The 24681-nt window shown below is 72.2% G+C and carries 11 protein-coding genes; 6 read left to right on the forward strand and 5 right to left on the reverse strand.

Features of this window, described 5'->3' with window-relative positions:
* Positions 1 to 160 precede the first annotated feature (160 nt).
* From EER34_RS04870 to EER34_RS04880, 3 genes are read left to right on the forward strand one after another with little or no spacing between them, the layout of a single operon-like run.
* Positions 161 to 3916: an AAA and adenylate/guanylate cyclase domain-containing protein gene (locus EER34_RS04870; protein ID WP_127473409.1), complete on the forward strand. Its 3756-nt coding sequence runs from the start codon at positions 161 to 163 to the stop codon at positions 3914 to 3916.
* Positions 3913 to 10971, forward strand: coding sequence for a TolB-like translocation protein (locus tag EER34_RS04875; protein WP_127473410.1), 7059 nt, complete (start codon positions 3913 to 3915; stop codon positions 10969 to 10971). The genes EER34_RS04870 and EER34_RS04875 overlap by 4 nt, the downstream gene beginning before the upstream one ends.
* A complete protein-coding gene (locus tag EER34_RS04880) occupies positions 10971 to 11489 on the forward strand; it encodes a Pycsar system effector family protein (RefSeq protein WP_127473411.1) in 519 nt (172 codons plus the stop codon). The genes EER34_RS04875 and EER34_RS04880 overlap by 1 nt, the downstream gene beginning before the upstream one ends.
* A 36-nt stretch (positions 11490 to 11525) precedes the next feature.
* Here EER34_RS04880 and rlmN read toward each other — a convergent pair whose 3' ends face one another.
* On the reverse strand, positions 11526 to 12770 hold the full coding sequence (rlmN, locus tag EER34_RS04885) for a dual-specificity RNA methyltransferase RlmN (protein WP_127473412.1): 1245 nt from the start codon (positions 12768 to 12770) through the stop codon (positions 11526 to 11528).
* A gap of 166 nt (positions 12771 to 12936) precedes the next feature.
* On the opposite strand from rlmN, the gene EER34_RS17615 reads away from it, so the two are divergent.
* From EER34_RS17615 to EER34_RS04900, 3 genes are all read left to right on the forward strand, one after another.
* The gene (locus tag EER34_RS17615; RefSeq protein ID WP_205791376.1) at positions 12937 to 13824 is read left to right on the forward strand and encodes a hypothetical protein; all 888 of its coding nucleotides are present in this window, start codon (positions 12937 to 12939) and stop codon (positions 13822 to 13824) included.
* A 19-nt stretch (positions 13825 to 13843) separates the two neighbouring features.
* Complete coding sequence (locus tag EER34_RS04895; RefSeq protein ID WP_127473413.1) at positions 13844 to 14482, forward strand: LysE family translocator; 639 nt, start codon at positions 13844 to 13846, stop codon at positions 14480 to 14482.
* 171 nt (positions 14483 to 14653) lie between these two features.
* Positions 14654 to 21610 (forward strand): hypothetical protein, encoded by a 6957-nt coding sequence (locus tag EER34_RS04900; protein ID WP_127473414.1) that lies wholly within the window; start codon positions 14654 to 14656, stop codon positions 21608 to 21610.
* A 30-nt stretch (positions 21611 to 21640) separates the two neighbouring features.
* Here EER34_RS04900 and EER34_RS04905 read toward each other — a convergent pair whose 3' ends face one another.
* From EER34_RS04905 to EER34_RS04920, 4 genes are all read right to left on the reverse strand, one after another.
* The gene (locus EER34_RS04905; protein ID WP_127473415.1) at positions 21641 to 22024 is read right to left on the reverse strand and encodes a VOC family protein; all 384 of its coding nucleotides are present in this window, start codon (positions 22022 to 22024) and stop codon (positions 21641 to 21643) included.
* 23 nt (positions 22025 to 22047) lie between these two features.
* Positions 22048 to 22887, reverse strand: a complete 840-nt coding sequence (locus EER34_RS04910) for an SDR family oxidoreductase (RefSeq protein ID WP_127473416.1) — start codon at positions 22885 to 22887, stop codon at positions 22048 to 22050.
* A gap of 180 nt (positions 22888 to 23067) precedes the next feature.
* Positions 23068 to 23844 (reverse strand): enoyl-CoA hydratase/isomerase family protein, encoded by a 777-nt coding sequence (locus EER34_RS04915; protein WP_127473417.1) that lies wholly within the window; start codon positions 23842 to 23844, stop codon positions 23068 to 23070.
* A gap of 16 nt (positions 23845 to 23860) precedes the next feature.
* Positions 23861 to 24622 (reverse strand): SDR family NAD(P)-dependent oxidoreductase, encoded by a 762-nt coding sequence (locus tag EER34_RS04920; protein ID WP_127473418.1) that lies wholly within the window; start codon positions 24620 to 24622, stop codon positions 23861 to 23863.
* Positions 24623 to 24681: the final 59 nt, after the last annotated feature.

The raw sequence follows: 24681 nt of genomic DNA on the forward strand, positions 1-24681 counted from the left end.
CCTCGGGCCGGGCGAAGCGTCCGCGGCGGGACGGCCGCTGTCCACAGGTGTCGCGGGACCGTAGCGCAACCCTCACCCCCGGTGAGATAGTGACAGCAGGATCACGACATCGGCCCCCGCGAAGGCTTGTGTCGAAGGGAGTTCTGGGGAAGCGGGTCGTATGGCAGCTCGCGTTGCGGCGTCCGACCTCGTCCCCCGCCTGCTCGTCGAGCACGGTGGGCCGGCGGGGCGTCATCTGCGCGTCGAGGGCACCGCCGTACTGATCGACATCTCCGGCTTCACGACCCTCTCCGAGCAGCTCGCCGCGGCGGGCCGCGAAGGCACGGAGCAGCTCATCGCGACCCTCTCGCGCATCTTCACGGTGCTGCTCCCCGCGACCGACGACGGCGGCGACATCCTCAAGTTCGCCGGCGATGCGCTGTTCGTGCTGTTCCGCGGCGAGGACCACGCCAAGCATGCCGCCCACGCCGCGTGGAACATGAACCGCGTGCTCGCCGCGATCGGCGACATCCACCTCCCGGCGGCGCGCGCGCGGCTGCGGATGTCGGTGGGCGTCCACACCGGCACGTTCGAGCTCCTCCTCACCGGGACGGACTCGGTCAGCGTGGTGCTCGCGGGTGCCGCGACGGACCGCGTTCTCGAACTGCAAGGCGCCGCCGAGGCGGGCCGCATCCTCGTGAGCGCCGAGACCGCCGCGCTGCTGCCGCCCAAGCAGACCGCCGCCGAAGACGGGGTCGACGAGGGGTTCCGTCTGCTGCGTGCCGGGACGGTGCAGGCGCATTCGCTCCTGGCCCTCAATACGGGCGCGGCGACGGGCGGCGACCGCTTCCTTCCGAAGGCGTTCCGCCAGCGTCCCGACCTGCTGGCCGCCGAGCCCGACCACCGCTGGGCCGCGATCGCCTTCGTGCAGGCAACGGGCCTCCCGCCCGCGCCGGGCGACGACGACCTCGCCCGGATCGACGCTCTCACGGCCGTGGTCGAAGGCGCCCTGGCCGACACCGGCGCGACCCTCCTCGACGTCGACCCCGCCATCGGCGGCTACCGCTACTTCCTCACGGCGGGGTCGCCGACGACCACCGAAGACCCCGAGGGGCGCCTCCTCACAGCCGTCCAGCGGATCGTCGCGAGCGACACCGGGCTGTCGGTGCGCGCGGGCGTCGCAAGCGGCCGCGTGTTCTCGGGCTTCGTCGGCGCCATGCACCGCCAGACGTTCACCGTGATGGGCGACACCACGAATCTGGCCGCGCGGCTGACCGCGCGCGCTCTCCCCGGCACCGTGCTCGTCACGCGCGCCGCCCTCGATCGCTCCACGGTCGTGTTCGACGCCGAGGACGGCGGCGAGATCACCGTCAAAGGCAAGACCGAGCAGATCCCCGTCGCGGTGGTCACGGCGGCAGGTCGACGCCCCGAGGGCGTGATCGGCGACATCCCGTTCCTCGGACGCGACGCCGAGCTCGGGCAGCTCATCGCGCTCCGGGATGCCGCGGCCACAGGCTTCGGCGGATCGATCACGGTCTCCGGGGGCGCCGGCGTCGGCAAGTCCCGCCTCATGGCCGAGGCCGTCGAGCACAGTCCGCTGCCGGTGCTGCGAGTCAACGGCGACCGCTTCGCCGGCGCGGCGTACCGCGCTCTCCAGTCGCTGCTGCGGCCACTGCTCGGCATCGCGGCCGAGGCTCCCGCCGACGCCGCGGGCGTCGCGCTCGTCGACGCCGTCGCCCGGACCCGCCCGGCCCTGGTGATGTGGGTGCCGCTGCTCGCGCCGATGGTCGGCGCCGAGGTGGAGTCGACCCCGGCGGTCGACGCGCTCGACGACGCGTTCCGCGCGGAGCGCGCCCACGCCGTGCTGGGGCGCCTTCTCGAAGACTTTCTCCCTCAGCCCACGTGCATCCTCATCGACGACGCGCACTGGGTCGACGAGGCATCCGCCGCGGCCTTCGCTCACGTGTTCTCGGGCGACGTGCCGCATGCCGTGCTCGTCGGACGCCGCGAGGCCGAGGGCGGGCTGGTCCTGCCTGGACGCACCATCGAGCTCGGCGGCCTGACGGAGGATGCGGCATCCGATCTGGTCGAGGCGATCGCCGGTCATGCGCTTCTGCCCTCCGACGTGGCGCCGATCGTGGCGCGCGCCGACGGCAACCCCCTCTACCTCACGGAGCTCTCCGCCGCGTTCGCCTCCGGCAGCGAGACGCTCGGCATCGAGCATCTCGTGGGCGAGCGCATCGACGCCCTCGCCGAGCAGGAGCGCGCCGTCGTGCGCCGGTCGGCCGTGCTCGGCTGGGGCGTTCCGGTGGGCCTGTTCGTCCGCTGGGTGGGCCCGCTCGAGCTGGCCGAATCGGAGGGCGTGTCGGGATTCCTCGAACGCCTCGAGGACTCGGTGCGGTTCCGCAGCCCTCTGTTCCGCGATGTCGCCTACGAGCAGCTGAACTTCCAGACCCGGCGCGAGCTGCACCGCGCGATCGCCGCGGCGCTCGAGGCAGAGCCCGAGCTCGCGGCCGGGCCGGTCGAGCCGATGCTCGCCATGCACTACGAGGCCGCGGGCGACCTCGTCCACACCTGGCAGGCCGCAGGGGCGACCGCCCGCGCCGCCGAGGAGGCGTTCGCCGTCGAGGATGCGGTCGCCGCCTACCGCGTCGCCGTCGCGGCGGCCGGACGCACACGTCCGCAGCCGCCCCAGCTCGCGAGTCTGTGGCGCGGGCTGGCCCGCACCGCGGTCGCGAGCGGACGCGCCGGCGAGGGGCTGGAGGCGCTCGACAGGGCCAGGGCGCTGACGGGCGACGCGCTCGAGCGCGGCCGGATCGACCAGGACCGCGCGTACGCGCTGAACGTCCTCGGCCGGCCCGCCGACGCCGCGGCCGCGCTGCGCACGGCGCGCCGCGCCGCCACGCGCGCGGGCGACGAAGGACGCGCGCTGCTCGCCAGTCTCTCGGTGACCGAGTCCGGGGTGCGGCTGCGACAGGCGAAGTGGACCGATGCGCAGCTCCTGGCCCAGGACGCGATCGGCCTGCTGGACGGCACCGCGGCGACCGACGACGACCGCCGCGTGCTCGCGGACGCGTTCCGCTACCACGACATCGCCGCCGGCGAGCTCGACGGCGACGCCGCGATGACGCACCTGCAGCGCGCCCTCGACCTGTACGACCAGATCGGCGACGAGCTGTCCCGCTCGAAGGTTCTCAACATCCTCGGTGCGCGCGCGTACTACCGCGGTGCATGGAGCACCGCAGCGGGACTCTATGCCCAGGCGCAGGATGCCGCCGAGCGCGGCGGCGACGTGGTCGGCGCCGCGATCGAGGCCGCCAACGCCGCCGAGATCCTCATCGACCAGGGCCGCGTCGACGATGCGCTCCCGCTGCTCAAGGCGTCCCGCCGCGTGTTCGAGGGATCCGACAACCCCTACCTCGTGGCGTTCGTGACGGGCTTCCAGGGGCGCGCGCACCTGCGGGCCGGAAAGGCGGATGCCGCGGCATCCGCCTTCGAGACGGCCGCGCGGGGCTTCGATGCGCTCGACGAGTCGGATGCCGTGCTCGACGTCCGCGCGCGGCGGGTCGAGGCGCTTCTCGATGCCGGCGACGTCGAGCAGGCGCGCGCCGTCATCGCCGAGCTGGAGCCGCTGGCACCCGCCGGCGCCGCCGCCAGCCTCGTGCTCCGTGCCCGCGCGCGCCTCGCGGCGTCGGAGGGCGACGACGAGGCCGCCCGCGACCTGGCGCGCGCCGCGGTCGACGCGGCAGGATCGGTCATGTTCGAACGAGCCCTGAGCCTCGGCGAGCTCGCCCGGATGAGCGGCCCCGAGGGCGCCCTGCTCCGCGCCGAGGCGGATACGATCCTCAGCGAGCTCGGTGTCGTCGACATCCCCCGCCTCGTCGCACCCCGCGAATCCCTCGCCCCCCGTCCCGCACCCGAAGCGGAGCCGTCATGAACGCCCTGCCGACGCGACGACGATCTGCGCGCGGATCGATCGGCATCGCCGCGGTCGCCACGCTGGTGGCGGCCGGGCTGGTGAGCATCCCGGCTGCGCCGGCCGCGGCCGACATCGAACCGCTGCCCCCCGAGGCCGACGTCTACCTCGTCTCACGCACCGATCAGGGCGTCTCGGGCTCGCCGTACCTCACGCCCGACGGGCAGAAGGCGGCGTACGTCTCCACCGCCGAGGACCTCGTCGACGGCACCCAGCCCGAGACGCCGAACGTCTTCCTCTCCACCGCGCTCGAAGGGTCGAGCGATCCGTTCTCGGCGGCGCCGCAGCTGGTCAGCCGCCCCGATGTCTCGCTCCCCGACGAGCCGGCGGACAACATGAGCTACGACCCCGTGGCGAGCGCGGACGGACGCTACGTCGCGTTCGTCAGCCACGCCACGAACCTGGTCCCCGGCGGCGCCACCGCCGGCCGGGCGAGCGTCTACGTCCACGACCTGCTCGCCGGCACCACGGTCCGTCTCGACGCAGGGACGGAGCCCGACGGCGACTCGTACGACCCCGACATCTCCGATGACGGCCGCTATGTCGTCTTCACGTCGGAGGCGACCAACCTGTGGGCGGGCGACACCAACTCCGCCCCCGACGTATTCGTCGCCGATCTCGATCCGGCGGGCGACGGCTCGCGGGGCACCCCGTCCGTGCGCCGGCTGAGGGGAAGCGCGAACACCCCCGGCGGGATGTCGGAGCCCGCGATCAGCGGCAACGGCGAGTACATCGTGGTCACCGCATTCGTCGAGGACCCGGGGTCGAGTACGGCTGCCACCGACACACCTCGGCTGTTCCGCTTCCCGCGGGCCGCCGATCACCGCTACCTCACGCTCCTCGTCGGCGGTCACGACGGCGACCTCGATGCGACAGGCAAGGAGTTCGCCGGAGTCGCCGATGACTGCGGCGGAGCTCCCGCCGCCGTCGCCGGCACCCTGGACCCGTTCAATCGGGTCTACCTGACGGGACTCGGCACGACGTTCGTCAAGCGCACGGTCGGCGACGTGTGGGCGCCGGCCATCTCGTCGGACGGCTCTACCGTCGCCTACGCGACCACGCAGCCCGTCCAGCCTCTGAGCACGGATCCCGACGAACTGGCCGAGCCGGTGATCCGCGTCTCGACGATCGGCTGGCTCGACGCACGCGCCGACGACCTGGACTGCGTCGGCGAGTTCGGAAGCACCTCCGCGGTGGAGATGGGCGTCGGCGACGCTCCGAGCCTTTCAGCCAGCGGACGCACGATCGCGTTCGGCGGTCCGAGCGACATGAGCGGCGCCGACCGCTCGGTCCTGGCGATCGACACCCACACCCACGACGGGTTGTCGGTGTCGGAGACGATGGGCCAGCTGTCGGGGATCGGGTTCATCACGAGCGTCGACGTCTCCGACATCCCCGCCTCCGCGGTCGCCGACTACGGCGCCGCCCTCGCGAACGCGCCGATCTACCGACTCCCCATCTACCGGCTGCCGATCTACCGGCTTCCGATCTACCGACTGCCGATCTACCGACTCATGATCGGCGACTCGCCGATCTATCGCCTCGACGTCGCCGATTCGCCCATCTACCGGCTCCCGATCTACCGGCTCCCGATCTACCGACTGCCGATCTACCGACTCGACATCCCCGGCGGATGGACCGAGCTGCTCGCCGACACCCCGTTCGCCGGCGACCTCAGCCAGAGCGTCCTCCTGGCGGACGTGCTCCAGTGGGCGAACGATCTGCTCGCCGGCACCGGCGGCCCGGCCGCGGAGCGCGTCGCCGCCGAGCGCATCCAGTCGCTCACCCTCAGCGACGTCGGGCTCGAGGGCACGGGCATCGACTCCCTCTCTCTGGCGTCGATGGTGCTCGGCGGGGCTCGCCTCGCCGACGTCGAGATCGCCGACGTCGAGGTCGCCGGCGACGACGAGCGGACCCCGCTCGAGCGCTGGCAGGCATCGGCCGATTCGCAAGGACTCTCGGTCACGCTCGACGAGGAGACGACGCTGGCCGAGCTGGACGCCGCCGGGCTGGCGATCGACCGCACCGGCGTCGATGCGGTGATCGCGAACAGCCTCCCCGTCGGAGACACGCTGCTCGACAGCATCCCGCTGGCACCCGCCTCGGACGCAACACCCGGCCTGCAGTTCGAAGGCACCCCGCTCGGCGACCTCGACGTCGCCGAGCTGACCGCGGACGCACAGCGGGCGATCTTCGGGGAGGAGCGCACGGGCACCCTCGCGGCCAACGCCGCGGAGATCCTGCCCACGGCCACGGCCGCCGACCTCGCCGCCGGCGCTCCCGACGAGGTGACGCTCGGGACGATCCTGCTGTCGTTCCTCGAGAGCGCGGACTACCCGTGGGAGCAGATCGACCCGACGGTCATCCCCGCGAGCGCCGCGACGGAGGAGTCCGAGCCGCGCTGGTGCGACGGCTGGGATCGGTGCGGCTCGTTCGTGCAGTACCAGTTCACCTTCGACCCGGGCCCGGGCGAGCCGACGACCCTGCCCGCGCCGACCGCGTCGATCGAACTGCCGGGGGCAGCCCGCCCCCGGGCGATCAGGAGCGGCGGATCCGGCCCGTCCTTCGGCCAGTCCGACGCCGAGACCTACGTCGGCCCGGTCCTCGAAGACGGATCGATGCTGACCTTCCCCCTGCCCGACACCGCGGGGGGCACCGTCCGCGAGTTCACGGTCGACTTCACGGAGGTGCGCCGGCCCGGGTCGTGGAGTTCGCGCGGTGCGCTGACGAGCGGGGATGCCTCCGCCGAGGCGTTCCTCTCCATGCCGCTCGCCGACGACTACACGTACTACGACGCGGCGGCGAACAACCGCACGCCCGAGGGCGAATGGGTGACGTCCACAGAGGGCGGCGGCGGCGTCGTCCTGCGTCCGGGGAGCGTCTACTACGAGTGGGTCGCGCCCTACAACATCATGTTCGACGAGGACACCGGTGAGCGCGAGTTCGGTCCCGCCGACGACGAGGACTGGTTCCTCGTCGACGCCCCCGCTCCCGGAAAGCGCCTGGTGATCTCGACCAACGCCTCCGACGGTCAGATCGCGCTCGAGCTGTTCAAGCCGACCCCGACCACGACGCCCCTCGGCGTCGAGTCGCGGGGCGAGGCGCCCGGCACGGGCGTGGCGGAGCAGGACTCCCGCGACGCGTCCGCACCCGCCGAATCGGGCGCCGACGCCCCCGCCGCGACGGCCGATCACGTGCTGGTCGACCAGGCGTCCGTCGGCGGCGACGGCACCGCCACGGTCGAAGCCGCGTCCGCCTCGGTCGACGGCGACGGCCGCTGGCTCGTCCGCGTGACGAGCGGCACGGGCGAGGCGGGCAGGCAGCTGTATTCGCTGCGCGCGACCTACGAAGATGAAGCCGCCGAGCAGTCGTGCCTTCCGTTCACGCCGGCCTTCGAGCTCGATCCCACGTGGCAGCCGCCGCTCGTCGACGAGGTGACGGGCGTCACCGCGGCGACGAACACGCTCTACCTGACCGACGTCACCCGCATGCGCCAGCTCTACGGCAAGACGGCCACCGACGACGTCGAGACCGCTCTTCGCGTGGTCGACGCGTGGAGCGAGCTGAACGACATCGGCGTGGACGGCGCGCTCGTCTCGGTCGATGCCGACCCCGCCGTCCAGGCAGCTCGCGCGGTCGTCGACCAGAACCCCTGCGCGATGTCGGCGCGTCGCACGCTCGCGGCGGCGATCAACCGCTACCTCGCGTCCGTGGTCGAGTCGAGCGGTGCGGAAGTGCGCAGCATCGTCGTGCTGGGCGGCGACGACGTCATCCCGTTCGCTCCTGTGGCGCAGAACACCGCACAGTTCAACGAGAGCGGACATGCCGCGGACCTGCGGCTGGACGAGCTCGCCGACGGCTCTCCGTGCCCGGCGGTCACGGCCGGGAGCCCCGATGCGTGCGCGACGCCGCTGTCGGCGGCTGCGGCAGGCGACTACATCCTCACCGACGACCCGTACGGTCTGGCCGACGCCTACCAGTCGCTCGGCGGCTACCTCTACGTGCCGACGGTCGCCCTCGGCAGGCTGGTCGACACCCCGGAGCAGATCGTCGCCCAGCTCGACCGCTACCGCGACTCGCTGACGGGCCTGCTCGAGGCGGACACCTCGCTGACCGGCGGCTACGGCGCCTGGGCCGAGCTCCCCGAGCAGGTCGACGCCAACCTGACGTGGCGGCTCTCGGGTGAGAGCCCGCCGCTGCTGGAGCCCTGGACCGAGTCGGATGCGCTCGACCGGCTGCTGCCGCTGTCGGAGGACGCCCCCCGGATCGTGTCGCTGAACACTCATGCCGACGAGCAGAACCTCCTGCCGGGTGTCGAGGACGCCGCACAGGGAGCGCCCGAGGGCGCCGACCTCATCGCCGCGGACGAGGTCTTGACGGAGGCATCCCGGCTCGACCAGTCGCTGGTGTTCATGATCGGCTGCCACGCGGGCAACAATCTGCCGACGTCCTACTACGGCGACGTGACCGACTGGGCGGATGTCTTCGGGAACGCCGCCGGCTTCGTCGGCAACACCGGGTTCGGCCTCGCGAACAACGTCACGACCGCGCTCAGCGAGCGGCTGCTCGCCACGTTCGCCGACTGGATCGGGGTGGAGACCGACGATCGGAGCGTCTCGGCGGGCGAGGCGCTGATGTTCGCCAAGCAGTCGTACCTCGGCCAGATCGGAAGGTACTCGGGCTACGACGAGAAGGTGCTCATGCAGGCCGTGTACTACGGCGTGCCGATGTACGGCTTCGTCAGCGACCAGCCCGCGAAGAAGGCACCGCCGCTGCCCGCCGTCGCGGAGGGGCTCACGTTCGTCGATGAGGGCGACGGGCTCGCGAGCGCCTCTCTCACGCTCACGCCGACCTTCACGGCGCGCAGCGTCGACCCCGACGGCAGCGACGGCTCCGAACCGGCGCAGACCTATCTCACGGTGGGCGACGAAGCGCCCCTCACGGTGGCCGGGCAGCCCGCCCTGCCGAAGACGGTGATGCAGGTGCCGCTCTCCGACGACGAGGGCAGGAGCCCCCGGGGAGCACTGATCACAGGGCTCACCTCGGAGTTCACGTCGAACGTGCAGCCGCTCGTGGTCGACCCGCGCATCGGCGTCGAGACGAGTTCGGTGACCAAGCAGGGCGTCGCCTTCCCCTCGGCCTTCGCCGGGATCGCGTCGCAGGAGACTCCTGCCGGTCCGGTGGGGCTCCTGGTGGTGACTCCGGCCAGCGTGCAGGCAGCGGTGAACGGCGTCGGCCGCATCGAGACGTTCACCTCGATGGATGTCTCGGTGCTGTACGGCGACGACGCGTCGGGCGACGTCACTGCTCCGGTGGTCGTCAGCCGTGACACCGGATGGCCGTTCTCCGTCTCCGCCTACGATCCCGGCGGCACCCCGATCTCGCGCGTGCTGCTGCTCGTCCAGCCGTTGGCCGACGGCGCAGCCGACGGGGAGGCGCAGGAGTGGATCCCCGTCGAGCTGACCCCGTCGGGATCGGAATGGCGGGCGTCGCGACCCGCAGAGATCGACGGACCGTTCCGCTGGATCCTGCAGGTCGTGGATGCCGCGGGCAACGTGACCACCGACAGCGACCGAGGGCGTCTTCCGGCCGTGGACACGGCCGATCCGACGCTCGCGGCCGGTGGCGACGAGCTCGTGGTGACCTCGGGCGACCGGGTCGTGCGCAGCGTCGTGGTCGGCGACGTCGAGCCGGGTGATGCGCTGACCGGTCAGTACCGGCTGCTCCGCGCCGGTGGCGACGTCGAGCGGTTCGGACCGCTCACGGTCGAGACCGGGGCGGACGGGGTGACCCGCGCCGTGTTCGATCTCACCGTCGACACCCCGGGCGAGTTCACCGTCGAGCTGAAGGTGTGCCGCGGCGGCGGGCCGAGCTGCAGCGAGCCGTCGGCCTTCGGACTGACCGTGTCGCCGGAGAACACCGCACCGACAGCCACCGTCGCATTCCTCGAGGACGAGGCGACGCCGGCGTCGACGCTGCACGCGGACGGGATCGGCAGCGACCCCGACGGCGACGTCGTGAGCATGGCCTACCGCTGGTACCGGAACGGGGTCGTGCTCGACGGAGCCGTCTCGTGGTCGCTCGCGCTCACCGGCATCGCCGCACCCGGCGACGTGTTCACCGTCGAGGCGATCCCGAACGACGGCAAGACGGACGGGCACTCGGCCTTCGTCGAGATCGCCGTCGGTGAGGATGTCCCGCTCCCCACGATCGCGGTCTGGGCGACGTCGGACGGCGTGGCCTACGACGAGGGAACATGGGCGACGGCCGACGTCGTCGTCTCCTTCACCTGCACGGGCGCGGGCGTGACGTGCCCCGAGCCTTTCACCGTCACCGCCGATACCGCGGGCACGCTCGTGGAGCGGACGATCACCGACGAGCTCGGCCGCGAGGCGAAGGCAGGGATCGTCGTCACGCGCGACACGACACTGCCGAGACTGGCGCCGGTCGTCACGCCGAACCCCGTCGCCGTCGGCGGGGCCGCGACCGCCGTCGCCGCGGCCACCGACACCGGCTCGGGGATCGCCACGCAGTCGTGCGACGCACCGAACACAGCCACGGCCGGATCGAAGACGCTCACCTGCCGCGCGACCGACGTCGCCGGCAACAGCGCCGCCGCGACCGCGTCCTACACCGTGATCGCCCCGTCCCCCGCCTGCCGCACCGGCAGCAGGGTCGCCCTGCAACCCGTCAACCCCGACGGATCGAGCGTGTTCCCCCGCATCTCCGCCATACCCGTCCTCTTCCGCCTCTGCGACGAGTTCGGCCGGCTCGTCACCGCCAAAGGCTCGGTGACCGGCATCACCCAGGTCTCGGCGACCGCACTGCCGACCAAGGGCGTGAACGTCAACGAGCGACCGCTGCTGCTGCCCACCGTCAAGCCCGTCTACATCCCGCTCGTCGGGCTCTGGGCCGGATCGATCGGGTCCGCCACGCTCAAGGGCGGCCAGCAGTACACCTACCGGATCGACCTCGCCGACGGCACCTCGTTCACCTTCGCCTTCGGGATCAAGTGATGGCGGACGCGAACGACGAGGTGACGGATGCCGCGGCCGACGCGCTCGCGTCGACCATGCTCGGCGAGGTGACCGCCGAGATCGCGCACGCCGACGAGAAGGCGTCGCTGCTCATCGGCAGCCTCGGGATCGCCTTCTCTATCGTGCTGAGCGGGCTGCTCGGCGGCGACTGGACGACCGAGACGCTGTCGACCGTCGGGCTCGCACTCTGGGTCGGCGGCGCGCTGGCGGCGATCCTGTCGGTCGTCTCGGCGTCGCTCGCCGTGTGGCCACGACTCAGCAAGGCGCCGGCCGGCGGCGTGATCACGTTCTGGGGCCATGTGCAGGGATACCCGTCGCACCGGTCGCTCATGTCTGCGATGGGCGAGCATGCCATCCCCGAGCCCGAGCGCACGTATCAGCAGCTGTTCGTGCTGTCCGCCGTCGTGCAGCGCAAGTACCGGTGCATCCGCTGGTCGATGGTGCTCGCCGGCGTCGCCGCGGTGCTGGTCGCGATCGCATTTCTGTTCGTCGCGTGACCGGAGGCCGCGCGCCGCGTTCGCGCTGCGCCGCGTTCAGTCCTCGAGCGGAGTGACGGCAGCGACCGCCTGATCGTCCTCCGTCGCGACGAGCTGCCCGCAGGCGCCGTCGATCTCCTTGCCACGGGTGTCGCGCAGGGTCGTCGGGATGCCGGCGTCGTTGAGCCTGCGGACGAACTCGTTCTGCACGGGGACCTCGGACGCCGTCCAGATCGATCCCGGCGTCGGGTTCAGCGGGATCGGGTTGACGTGCACCCAGCCGCGACCGCGGGCGTTGAGCTTCTCCGCCAGGAGATCCGCGCGCCACGCGTGGTCGTTCATGTCCTTGATGAGCGCGTACTCGATCGACACGCGGCGCCCGGTCTTGTCGAAGTAGGCACGGGCGGCATCGAGCGCCTCGTCGACCTTCCACCGCGAGTTCACCGGGATCAGCTCGTCGCGCAGCCGGTCGTCGGGCGCGTGGAGTGACAGGGCGAAGGTGACGGGGATGTCCTCGTCGGCGAGCTTGGTGATCGCCGGCACGAGGCCGACCGTCGAGACCGTCACGCCGCGAGCGCTCATGCCGAGGCCGTGGGCTTTGTCGGTCATGACTCGGACCGCCTGCATGACGCGGGCGTAGTTGGCGAGCGGCTCGCCCATGCCCATGAAGACGATGTTCGAGACCCGCTCCGCCGAGTGGTCGTCCTTCTTCTTGCCGCCGAGGCCGCCATCGGCGATGAGGCGGTTGGCGCGCACGATCTGCTCGACGATCTCGGCCGCCGACATGTTGCGGGTGAGGCCTGCCTGGCCGGTCGCGCAGAACGGGCAGTTCATGCCGCACCCGGCCTGGGACGACACGCAGAGGGTGATGCGTCCGGGGTAGCGCATCAGCACCGACTCGACGAGGGCGCCGTCGTGCAGCTTCCACAGGAACTTGATCGTGTCGCCGCGGTCGGTCTCGAGGCGTCGCACCTCCGTGAGGAGGGGCGGCAGCATCCCGTGCACGAACTCCTCCCGGCCCTCGGCGGGAAGGTCGGTCATGTCGGCCGGGTCGTGGGTCCAGTGCTGGAAGTAGTGCTTCTCGAGCTGCTTCGCGCGGAAGCCGGGGAGCCCGAGCTCCTTCACCTTCGCGACGCGCTCGTCGGGGGTGAGATCGGCGAGGTGCACGGGGGGCTTGCCGCGCTTCGGGCTCGCGAACTGGAGAAGCGGACGCCCCTCGGCGTCCTTCTTCTGCGACCAGCCCTCCGTCGCCGGTCGCACCTGGCGGGGCTTGGTGGCGCGCACGGGAGGCTCGGTGGTCATGCTTCGAGGGTAGGGGACGCACCTGAACGGATGCCTCAACCAGGACTAGCGTGGTGCGCGTGGACGGCGCGGCGCCGATGTCGCTCCGTCCCGGGCGGCTGGGGCTGCCGGGACGGCTGCTCGCTCGCGCGCCGAGCAGCCGCGGCGCCTGCGTGAGGGAGCGGTGATGGATGCCGCGACGCGCACCGAGCTCGCCCGGCTGCGGCGTCGGGCCTACGGTCCGTCGCCCGACATCGACGGCGATCCCGACGCCGTCGCGCGCCTGATCGAGCTCGAGGATCTCGTCCTGAGCGACCACGCCCGATCGGCTGGGCAGGTTTCGCCGCCGGGCGACGACCTGCCCGCGCAGCCGTCGCACAGCGAGCACCTTGTGAGAGCGTCCTCGGCCCGCCCTTCGGCCGCAGACGCACCGACACCGGGGACGCGGCAACCCGAATCGCAGGTGGCCGAGCCGGCCGAACCGGATGCTCCGCGCGGCGGGCGGCCCAGGGCGATCGCGGCGGTGGCAGGAGGGCTGGCGGTCGTCGCCGGGGCGGGCGTGTGGCTCGCGGGTCTCGCCGGCGCCGAGCCGGCGGCGCCGCCCCGGGCCGAGCAGTCGCCCACTGCCTCGATCCCTTCGATCGAAGGCAGGGAGGCCTACTCGTTCGCACGTGACAGCGGCGCCGTCGAGCTGCTCCATGTACCTCTCGACGGTCCGTTCGGCAACTACATCGACCTTCCGTCCGACGCCTACGTGCCGTCGTTCCCCACGAGCGGGGTCGTGGACTGGGCGTCGCCCCTCGGCGAGTACTACGGCTGGAGCCTGTGGATCGCAGGCGCCGCCGGCGTCGTGCAGCGCGAGCACTGCCTGCTGATCGAGAGCGGCGGAGTGCAGCACGGGCGCTGCGTGCCGGCCGTGCTGCGCGCGAACGCGGCCCTCCTCGTCTCGGTCCCGTACACGATGGTGACCCCCGCCGAGCGCCCCATCGCGCTCGACCCGAACGAGCGGCTGGGGTTCTGGTGGCACGATGACGGAGCCGTCACGATCCTCGTGGGCGACGATCCGCCGCGTTGACGGGGACTATCGTTTCCCCGTGGTCCCTCCCGAGAATCTCCTCGCCTTCACACTCGCGGCCCTCGTGCTGATCGTGATCCCGGGCCCGAGCGTGCTGTTCACGATCGGTCGCGCGCTCGCGCTCGGCCGGATCGGCGGACTGCTCAGCGTGCTCGGCAACGCGCTCGGCCTGCTGCCCGTGATCGCGCTCGTCGCGCTCGGCGTCGGCGGCATCGTCGCCCAGTCCGTCGTGCTCTTCACGATCGTGAAGGTCGCCGGCGCCGCATACCTGGTCTACCTCGGCGTGCAGGCCATCCGCCACCGCGACCGGGCGGCAGCGCAGGCCGACGGCGCGATCGCTCCCCGCTCCGCGTGGCGCCAGCTCGGCGAGGGGTTCGTCGTGGGGATCACCAACCCGAAGACGATCGCGTTCTTCGTCGCGGTCCTGCCGCAGTTCGTCGACCTGTCGGCCGGGTCGGTGCCGTTGCAGATGATCCAGCTCGGGCTCGTCTTCTTCGTGATCGCGCTGATCTCGGACGGCATCTGGGCGCTCGTCGCGGCCGGGGCCCGCACGTGGTTCGGCAAGTCGCCGAAGCGCATCGCACGCCTGTCGGCCACCGGCGGGGGGCTCATGATCGGCCTCGGAGGCATCCTGCTGTTCACCGGCGGAGACCACTGACGGCCGATGCGCGCGGATCGGCGCCGGCGCCCCGGCCGCGGAGGTTTCGGCGGCACTCTGGCGCGGTGAGGACGTTGGTGCCATATTTCAGGGAGAGGCGCACTGGGGCGTCCTCGCCAGGCTGTCACCCGAAAGGCTGCGGCGCGGCATCTTCGAATCGGAATCGAGCCGATGTTCACCGCCACACCCTCTCGAGACGAGCCCGCGCGGCGTCGATCCGCCGTCGCCATCACGACCGTCACCGGACTGCTCGTCGCAGGGCTCGTCAGCCTGCCGGGCACCGAGCCGCGCGCGGCCGCGGCCGAACCCGGCGTTCCTGAGACCTTCCTCGTCTCGCAGACCGACGCCGCGGCATCCGCGCAGCCGTACCTGACGCCCGACGGCCAGCGGGCGGTCTTCGCGTCGACGGCGTCGGATCTGGTGACCGGTGATGCCAACGCGGCATCCGACGTCTTCCTCGCGACCGCCGTCCAGGGAAGCGACGACCCCTTCACCGGGTCGCCGCTGCTCGTGAGCCGGCCGGACGCGTCCCTGCCCCAGGAGCCCGCCGATGGACCGAGCACCCTCCCCGTCGCGAGCGCCGACGGCCGGTATGTCGCATTTCTGAGCTCGGCGACGAACCTCACCGACGGCGATCACGCTCCGGATGCCCGGACCGGCGTGTACGTCCGAGACACGGTCCTCGACACCACACTCCGGGTCGAGGCAGGAGGAGCCGAGCCCCTCGGCGATGCGACGAGCGTCGACATCAGCGACGACGGTCGCTACGTCGCGTTCGTGTCCGATGCCCCGAACCTCACGGCGGGCGACACCAACGGCGTCTCGGACGGCTTCGTCGCCGACCTCGATGCCGACGGCAACGGCGTGCACGGCGACGTCGGCATCACCCGCATCGTGCCGGACCGATCGCTCGCGGGAGGCGTGACGGAGCTCGTGCTCAGCGGCAACGGCGCCCATCTCGCGTTCACGACGGGCCAGCCGCTCGCCGCCGCCGATCCCGTCGGGTCGGCGAGCTACCTGTATCGCGGCGCGCGCGCCGACGCAGGCGCCACCTTCGCGCTCGTCGCGGCGGGGGCCCACGACCCCGCGATGAACGGCAGCGGCGAGGTCATCGTCTACATCGCGGATGCGGCGTGCGCCGGGCACGACACGATCATCGCGTCCACGTTCGACCTGGGCGACACCTACTACGTCGCCCTCGCGACCAATCTCGTCGAGTTCCGCTCGGGGGGGACGATCGCCTCGCCCACGGTGTCTGCCGACGGCAGCGGGGTCGCGTGGGAGACGACCCGGCCGCGCTTCTCGTTCGCCGGCATCGCACCGGTGCTGCCCGCGCCGGTCGTGCGCACAGCGGTGCCCGACTGGGCGGCGGCCGCGACCGGAGGCAGGTGCAGTCACAGCGCGGCGGGCGACTTCGTCGACCTCGGGACGGGCTCGTCCCCCAGCCTCTCGGCATCCGCCCGCACCGTCGCGTTCAGCGGTCCGTCCGCCCTTGCGCCCTCCGCGTCGGCCGCCGTGCTCGCCGTCGACACGCACCGCCACGACGGACTGGCCGTCTCGAGCACCCTCGGCGAGCTCACCAACGTGGGGTACATGGCCGCGGTCGACATCGCCAAGATCCCGGTCTCGGCCCTGCAGGGCTACGCCGCGGCGCTCGCCGACGCCCCGATCTACCGGCTGCCGATCTACCGCCTGCCCATCTACCGGCTGCCGATCTACCGTCTGCCGATCTACCGTCTTCTGATCGAGGACTCTCCGATCTACCGGCTCCCGATCTACCGTCTGCCGATCTACCGGCTCGACATCCCCGGCGGCTGGCCGGAGCTGCTCACGGGCACTCCCTTCGCAGACGAGCTGGTCCAGAGCGTGACCCTCGCCGACGTGCTCGCGTGGGCCGAGGACGTGCTGGCGGACGGTTCGACGGCGACGGATGCCGAGCGCGCGGCCGCGGAGCGCATCCGGTCTCTGACCCTGAGCGATGTCGATCTGAGCGACAGCGGCATCGACTCGCTCTCACTCGCGTCGATCGTGCTCGGGGGCGCACGGCTCGCCCAGGTCCCGCTGCCGGGCACGGGGACGCCGCTGGCGCAGTGGCAGGGCGTCGTCGACACTCAGGGGCTGGACGTCGACGTGGACGAGGAGACGATCCTCGCCGATCTGGATGCCGCCGGGCTCGACGTCGGCCGGTCCGGGATCGAGGGCGCGGTGCTCTCCGCCCTGCCGATCGCGAGCACGCTGTTCGACGACCTCCCGATGGATCGTCTGTTCCTCGAGGACACCACCCTCGGCACCCTCGACGTCGCAGCGCTGAGCGAGGCATCCCGGGCGGCGCTGTTCACCGGCGACGTCGCCGGCACGCTGGCGTCGAACACCGGAGCCCTGCGACCCGAAGCCACCGTGGCCGACCTCGCCGCGGGCGCGCCCGCCGAGGTCACGTTCGGCACGCTGCTGTTCTCCGTGCTCGACGCCGCCAGCTACCCCTGGGAGCAGATCGCCCCGACCTCGATCGACCCGAACGCGTCCGTGCGCGACGCTCCGGGGTACGGCTGCGACGGCTCCAAGCGCTGCGGCACGAACGCACAGTTCTCGTTCACATTCGACCCCGGACCGGGCGAGCCCACGGACTTCGCCGCCCCGACGGCGTCGATCTCGCTGCCTGCGGGCACGGCTCCGTCGAACCAGTACTTCGCGAGCGCCTCCGGCCCGTCGCTGACGTGGGATCGCCACGTCTACGGCGGGCCCATCCAGGTCGATCGCAACCTCGTCCGCCTGCCGCTCGCGGACGCGGAGGGCGGCACCTCGATCGAGTTCGAGGTCTGGTACACCGCGAGCTCGCAGCCCGGGACGTCGTTCGCGGATGCGGCGCTGACCAGCGGCGCACTCTCCGCCGAAGACCGCCTGTACTCCTTCTTCGAGATCGGCACCCTCGACGACCCCGCGAACAACCGGGTCGGCGACGTGTGGGAGGACCCGGCGCGGGAGCGCGAGCCGCTGCAGGAGGGACGGATCTACTACGAGTGGATCTCACCCGAGTACCGCACGCTCGACGACCTCGGCAACACGATCGAGGGTCCCGCTCTCGACGAGGACTACTTCCTCGTCGATCCCCCCGCGCCCGGCCGGCGACTCGTCATCTCGACGAACGCGTCGGACGGGCAGATCGCCCTCGCGCTGTTCTCGCCGTCGGCGACCACAGCCGAGCTCGGAGTGGCCGGTGCCGGTCCGGCGCCCGGGACCGCGGTCACCGAGCAGACCGGCGACGTGGGCGCGCCGGCGGAGGCGGGCGGCGATGCCGCGGCCCCGCTGGCGGGGCACACCCTCGTCGATCAGGCCGCGGTCGGGGGTGACGGCAGCGCGGAGATCGAAGCGGCCTCGACGTCCGCCGCGCCCGGCGAGCAGATGCTCCTGCGTGTCACGAGCGGCAACGGAAAGGCCGGCACCTCGCTCTACTCGCTCCGCGCCCGGTATGTCGACGAGCCGCTCGAGCGCAGGTGCGCGCCGTGGGTGGCGCCGCAGACCGCCGATCCGGGCGTCGTCGGCGTCAGCGATGCGGTGACCGCATCGACGAACACCGTCTACCTCGTCGACACACGACGATTCGGCGACACCCACGGCGCCGCCGCGGCGACGCAGGTGCGTGCCGCGCTCACGTCGCTCACCGGTACCGGCCACGTCGGCGACGGAGCGGTCGACGGTGCCGTGCTGTCGGTGGATGCCGACCTCGGCGTGCAGGCGGCCCGGACGACGCTCGACGCCAATCCGTGCTCGATGTCCGCCCGGCGCGCGCTGGTGGGCGCGATCAACGCCTACGTGTCCTCCCAGCTCGGCGCCGAGCAGGCGCACGTCTCCTCGGTGGTGATCGTCGGCGGCGACGACATCGTGCCCCTCGCCCCGGTGGCTCAGCACACTGCGCAGTTCAACGAGGCCAGCCACGCGGCATCCCTCCGCCTGACGGTCGCGCCGGACGGCACCGCCTGCCCTGAGACCGTCGCGGACGGGGCGCTCGACGCCTGTGCGACGCCGCTGTCGGCGGCCGCGGCGACGAACCACATCCTCACCGACGATCCGTACGGTCTCGCCGACGCCTACGAGTCGCTCGGCGGGCATCTCTACGTGCCGACCGTCGGTGTCGGCCGGCTCGTCGAGACGCCCGTGCAGATCACCGCCTCCATCGCGCGGTTCATCGCCGAGGACGGGATGCTCGACGCCGACTCGACGCTCACCGGCGGCTACGGAGCCTGGGCCGAGCTTCCCGCGCTGGTCACCGAGAACCTCGAGTGGCGTGCTCCGGAGAGCACCACTCTCGCCGAGCCGTGGACGAGGACCGACGTCGAGAGCGCGCTGTTCCCGAGCGCCGGCGGGAGTCCGCGTGTCGTCTCGATCAACACGCATGCGGACGAGACGCGGATGCTGCCCGGCATCCCCGGCGCCGAGGGCGGCCGCTTCGCGGACGCCGACCTGCTGACGGCGTCCGCGCACACGGCGGCGCCGCAGCTCGCGGGTTCGCTCGTCTTCATGATCGGATGCCACGCCGGCGGCAACCTGCCGACGTCGTACTACGGGGACGCGTCGGACTGGGTCGACGTCTTCGCTGCCGCCGACGGCTTCATCGGCAACACCGGCTTCGGGCTGGCCAACAACGTGACCACGGCGCTCGGGGAGCGCCTCCTCGGCGAGTACGCGGCCTGGATCGGCACCGAGGTCGACGGCACCGACGTGTCGGCCGCCGGCGCTCTGACGTACGCCAAGCAGTCGTACCTCGGCGGTCTCGGCCTCTACTCGGGCTACGACGAGAAGGTGCTGATGGAGGCCGTGTACTACGGACTGCCGATGTACGCCTTCTCCGGGACCCCGAAGAGCGCTCCGCTCCCGGCCATCCCGACGGGGCTGTCGCCCGTGACGGGGACGGGCGACGGGCTCTCGGCCGCGAGCCTGACTCTCACCCCGGTCTTCACGACCGAGACCGCGATCGACGAGGACGGGCGCGAGGTCGCCTACCTCACCGCGGACGGACAGCAGCCGCTCACCGTCGCCGGCCAGCCCGTGCTTCCCCGCGTGGTGTCGCAGCTCAACGCCGCTCCCGAGGGCACCGCTCCCCGCGGCGTCCTCATCACCGGGCTGACGTCCGAGCGCGGCGAAGCGGTCTCGCCCGCCGTCACCCGTCCGAGCGTCGGCGTCGACGAGCCGTCGGCCTCCCGCGCGGGCGTCGCATTCCCGTCGACGTTCGCCACCGTGACATCGCAGCAGACACCGGTCGGTCGCGTCGACCTGCTCGTGGTCACGCCCGGGAGGGTGGAGATCCCGACCGCGGGCACGGGCGTCCTCGAGCGCTTCACGGCGATGGATCTCGAGGTGATCTACGCCCCCGTCTCGCAGGCGGACGGCACGCCTGCCGAGACGACGGCCCCGGTCATCCGATCGGTGGACGCACCCCGGGAGGGCAGGTCCTCCTTCCGGGTGCGCGCCGACGGCACGGGCAGCGACATCGGCCGCGTGCTCCTCCTCGCCCAGCCCGAGGGCAGCACCCAGTGGCAGTCCTTCCCGATGACGGCCGGGACCGATGCGGACGGCCCGTACTGGGCGGTCGACACCGGCATCGGCACCGCGATGCGGTGGATCGTGCAGGTCGCCGACACGGCGGGCAACGTCGCGACGGAGTCCACGCGCGGCCACCTCGATCCGGCGGCCGCCCCCGCGCCGACGATCGACACCGCCGCCGAGCCGGTCGCCCTGAAGGTCGGTGAGCGGCTCGTGCAGCCGTTCGCCGTCGGCGAGGTCACCGCCGGCGAGCGCCTCACCGCCTCGTTCGCCATCTCGAGCGCCGCGGGCGGAGCTCCCGTCGCCTCGGGCCCGATGGCCGTCGAGACCGGAGCCGACGGAGCGACGCGGGCGGTGCTGGACCATGTCGCCGCCGTGGCCGGCACGTTCACGGTCGACGTGGCGGTGTGCCGCGGCGGCGCGTGCGACCGCTCGTCGTTCCCGCTGACGGTGGCCGTGTCGAACACCGCGCCGTCGGCGTCGGTCGAGCTGTCGGCCGACACCGCCGAGGTGTGGCCGAGTTCGACGCTCACCGCCACGGCAGCGGGCGCGGATCCCGACCAGGACCCGGTGTCGCTCACCTACCGCTGGTACGTCAACGGCGGCGCCCTCCCCGAGAGCGGCTCCACCCTCGCGCTCAGCCGCTGGGTCTCGCCGGGCGACCTCGTCGAGGTCACGGTGACGCCGAACGACGGACGCACCGACGGCCATGTCGCGCACGCCGAGGTACTCGTGCTCACCGAGCCGCGGCCGCCGGTCGGGCCCGGCATCGTCGCAACCGCGCACACGCCGGCCGGCGACTACGTCGAGGGCGACTGGAGCACGGCGCCGGTGACGGTGACGTTCACGTGCAGTGCCGGCGACGAGGCGATCGCCGAATGCCCGGAGGCGGTGACGGTGTCGGCCGACACGAGCGCAGACGGCGTCGAGATCTCGGGGACGGTGCGCGACGTGCTCGGCGCCACGGCGACCGACGGCATCCTCGTCCGCGTCGACGGCACGGCGCCCGGGCTGGCGCCGGTCGTCACGCCGAACCCCGTCGCCCTCGGTGCGACGGCGGCGGCCGCTCCCCGTGCCACGGACGCGGCATCCGGCATCGCCACGCAGTCGTGCGACGCGCCGAACACAGCCACGGCCGGATCGAAGACGCTCACCTGCCGCGCGACCGACGTCGCCGGCAACAGCGCCGCCGCGACCGCGTCCTACACCGTGATCGCCCCGTCCCCCGCCTGCCGCACCGGCAGCCGGGTCGCCCTGCAACCCGTCAACCCCGACGGATCGAGCGTGTTCCCCCGCATCTCCGCCATACCCGTCCTCTTCCGCCTCTGCGACGAGTTCGGCCGGCTCGTCACCGCCAAAGGCTCGGTGACCGGCATCACCCAGGTCTCGGCGACCGCACTGCCGACCAAGGGCGTGAACGTCAACGAGCGACCGCTGCTGCTGCCCACCGTCAAGCCCGTCTACATCCCGCTCGTCGGGCTCTGGGCCGGATCGATCGGGTCCGCGACGCTCAAGGGCGGCCAGCAGTACACCTACCGTGTCGACCTCGCCGACGGCACCTCGTTCACCTTCGCCTTCGGGATCAAGTGAGGGTCGGTGCGCGTCGCCCGGTCCGACGGATCAGTCCGGTGACGCGGAGACCGCGGCGCCGAGGTTGACGAGGTTGCCGTCGGGGTCGCGCACCTGCGCGACCCGCTCGCCCCAGGGCGTCTCGCCGGGCTGCTGCACGACGTCGCCGCCCGCCGACCTCCACCGCGAGAAGGCGGCGTCGACGTCGTCGACGTAGAACCACAGAGCGACCCGGTCGCCCGCCGTCGCGGCCGGGACGGCCGGATCGCGCCCGATCCCGAGCGATCCCCCGCCGAGCGTGAGCGACACATAGTCGTCCGCGTCCGCGCTCCCGAACCGGTAGTCGACGCGGCCGTGCAGCGCGTGCTCGTAGAAGCTCACCAGCCGCGGAAGGTCGCGCGAGAGGAGGATCGGGAACAGGCTCCGCACCGCCATGCCTCCACCCTACGCAGGCGGCCTCAGTCGAGGAAGATGTCGGGGAACAGCTGGTCGTCCGGCGTCCCCGGGGTCGCCGCGTAGCCCGAGAAGTCGGTGACGCCTGCGTCGCGGAGCACGTCCTCGACGATGAGGGTCTGCCCGGTGTACTCCGCGGCCGGCTTGAGGAACACCTCGTACGCGGCATCCGCGTACACCTCGGGAGTCCGGCTCACCCGCATCATCGTGTCGCCGCCGAGGGCGAACTGCACGGCGGCGGTCGCGATCGTCGTGGCCGGCCAGAGCGTGTTGGCGGCGATGCCGGCCTTCGCGAACTCCGCCGCCATGCCGAGCGTCGCCATCGTCATGCCGTACTTCGCGAGCGTGTACCCGGTGTGCGCTCCGAGCCACTTCGGCGACAGGTTGAGAGGCGGTGACAGCGAGAGGATGTGCGGGTTCGCGGCATCCTTCAGCATCGGCACGGCGGCCCGGCTCAGCATGAACGTGCCGCGGACGTTGACGTCCTGCATCAGGTCGTACTTCTTCGTCGCCAGGTCGAGCGAGCGCGACAGGTCGATGACGGAGGCGTTGTTGACGACGATGTCGATGCCGCCGAACTCCCCCTGCGTCTTGAGGACGGCTTCGGTGACGTCGTCGTCGTTGCGCACGTCGCCGACGATCGGCAGCGCCTGGCCGCCCGCCTCGCGGATCTTCTCGGCGGCGGAATGGACCGTCCCCTCGAGCTTCGGGTGGGGCGTGTCGGTCTTCGCGAGGAGCGCGATGTTGGCGCCGTCACGGGCGGCGCGCAGCGCGATCGCGAGGCCGATGCCGCGGCTGCCGCCCGACATCAGGATGGTCTTGCCGGCGAGGGTGGTGTCACTCAACTCGGTTTCTCCTTGTTCTTGTCCCACTCTGTCCGCTACGTGTCCCGATTTCGCTAGCTTTCCGACCTCGATACCGGGCCGAATCGGGACATGGCGAGGGTGGGGTGGGGCAGGGGGTCAGGGGCGGTGGGGGCAGTGGGGGCAGTAGGGGCGGTGGGGGCGGTGGGGTGGGGCAGGGGGTCAGGGGCGGGACTTGCGGGATGCCGCGGCGAAGCCCGCCACGCGGACCTTGGCCTCGTCGGTGTCGAACCGGGCGCCGATGGACGCAGCCTCGTCGTCGAGGTTCTCTGCGAACGTGCGGTCGGCGCCGAGACGGACGAGGCGCTTCGCCTGGCCATACGCGGCCGTCGCGTTCGAGAGCCAGAAGTCCGCGATCTCGTCCGCGCGCGCGGGCACCTCGGCGGCGGGGAGCACCTCGGCCACGAGGCCCCAGTCGAGCGCCTCGGCAGCCGAGAGGGTGCGGTCCTGCAGAACGAGCTGGAGCGCGCGTCGCTGACCGACCGCGGCCGGAAGCAGCGTCGACACGCCGAGGTCGGGGGTCAGGCCGATGTTCGCGTACTTGCTGACGAACTTCGCGGACTCGGCGGCCACGATGTAGTCGGCGGTGAGCATCAGCCCGAGGCCGCCGCCCGCGACCGCGCCCTGCACCGCGGCGACGATGGGCTTGTCGGACAGCACGAACGTGCGGATGCCTTCGTGGATCACGTGCGCCGCAGCCGTCACATCCGCGCCGGTCGCACCCGACGTCGCCATCGCGACGACATCGCCACCCGCGCAGAACGCCGGGCCTGCGGCATCCAGGATCACCGCGCCCACGGACGGGTCGCTCGTGACCTCACGGGCGATGTCGCGCCAGCGGCCGCCCATCTCGAAGTCCATCGCGTTCAGGAACGCAGGACGGTTGAACGTCACGCGGGCCAGGCCGCCCTCGACGTGGAGGAGGATCGAGTCGCTCATGGTGTCCTTTCGAGGCTCACTTCGGCGCCATGCGGATGGCGCCGTCGAGGCGGATCGTCTCGCCGTTGAGGTAGCCGTTGTCGACGATCGCCGCCACCAGTCGGGCGTACTCGTCGGGCTTTCCGAGGCGCTGCGGGTACGGGACCTGCTGGCCGAGCGAGTCCTGCGCGGCCTGCGGGAGGCCCATCAGCATCGGGGTCTCCATGATGCCGGGGGCGATGGTGACCACGCGGATGCCGTAGCGGGCGAGCTCGCGGGCGACGGGGAGCGTCATGGCGTGGACGCCGCCCTTGCTCGCGGCATAGGCGGGCTGGCCGATCTGCCCGTCGAAGGCCGCGACGCTCGCGGTGTTCACGATCACGCCGCGGTCGCCGTCGGCGGTCGGCTCGGTGCGGGCCATGACGGCGGATGCCTGCGAGATCACGTTGTACGTGCCGACGAGGTTGACGCGGATGATCCTCTCGAAGCCGGCCAGCGGCGTCGGCTCGCCGTCGCGGTCGAGCACCTTGGCTGGCGGGGCGATGCCGGCGCAGTTCACGACGACGCGCAGCGGCCCGCCGGCGGCCGCGGTCGTCACCGCCGCCGCGACCTGGTCGGGGTCGGTGACGTCGGCGGGGGCGAACGATCCGCCCAGCTCGGCCGCGACATCCGCTCCGGCGGAGCCGGGCAGGTCGACGATCGTGACCGTCGCGCCGGCGGCGGCGAGACGGCGGGCGGTCGCGAGGCCGAGCCCGCTCGCACCGCCGGTGACCAGGGCGGAGGCACCCGTGAGGTCCATGCGTTCTCCTTCGAACTGCCGAGACATTGCATCCCACCTTACGCGGGACTGAGTGTCAC

This window comes from Microbacterium sulfonylureivorans, assembly GCF_003999995.1.
GTDB lineage: Bacteria > Actinomycetota > Actinomycetes > Actinomycetales > Microbacteriaceae > Microbacterium > Microbacterium sulfonylureivorans.

What these genes read in the sequence shown, in the direction of transcription:
- EER34_RS17615 (WP_205791376.1), top strand. Translation starts at nt 12,937, where the DNA reads ATGGATGCCGCGACGCGCACCGAGCTCGCCCGGCTGCGGCGTCGGGCC.
- EER34_RS04905 (WP_127473415.1), bottom strand. Translation starts at nt 22,024, where the DNA reads ATGGCGGTGCGGAGCCTGTTCCCGATCCTCCTCTCGCGCGACCTTCCG.
- EER34_RS04915 (WP_127473417.1), bottom strand. Translation starts at nt 23,844, where the DNA reads ATGAGCGACTCGATCCTCCTCCACGTCGAGGGCGGCCTGGCCCGCGTG.
- EER34_RS04870 (WP_127473409.1), top strand. Translation starts at nt 161, where the DNA reads ATGGCAGCTCGCGTTGCGGCGTCCGACCTCGTCCCCCGCCTGCTCGTC.
- EER34_RS04875 (WP_127473410.1), top strand. Translation starts at nt 3,913, where the DNA reads ATGAACGCCCTGCCGACGCGACGACGATCTGCGCGCGGATCGATCGGC.
- EER34_RS04880 (WP_127473411.1), top strand. Translation starts at nt 10,971, where the DNA reads ATGGCGGACGCGAACGACGAGGTGACGGATGCCGCGGCCGACGCGCTC.
- rlmN (WP_127473412.1), bottom strand. Translation starts at nt 12,770, where the DNA reads ATGACCACCGAGCCTCCCGTGCGCGCCACCAAGCCCCGCCAGGTGCGA.
- EER34_RS04920 (WP_127473418.1), bottom strand. Translation starts at nt 24,622, where the DNA reads ATGGACCTCACGGGTGCCTCCGCCCTGGTCACCGGCGGTGCGAGCGGG.
- EER34_RS04900 (WP_127473414.1), top strand. Translation starts at nt 14,654, where the DNA reads ATGTTCACCGCCACACCCTCTCGAGACGAGCCCGCGCGGCGTCGATCC.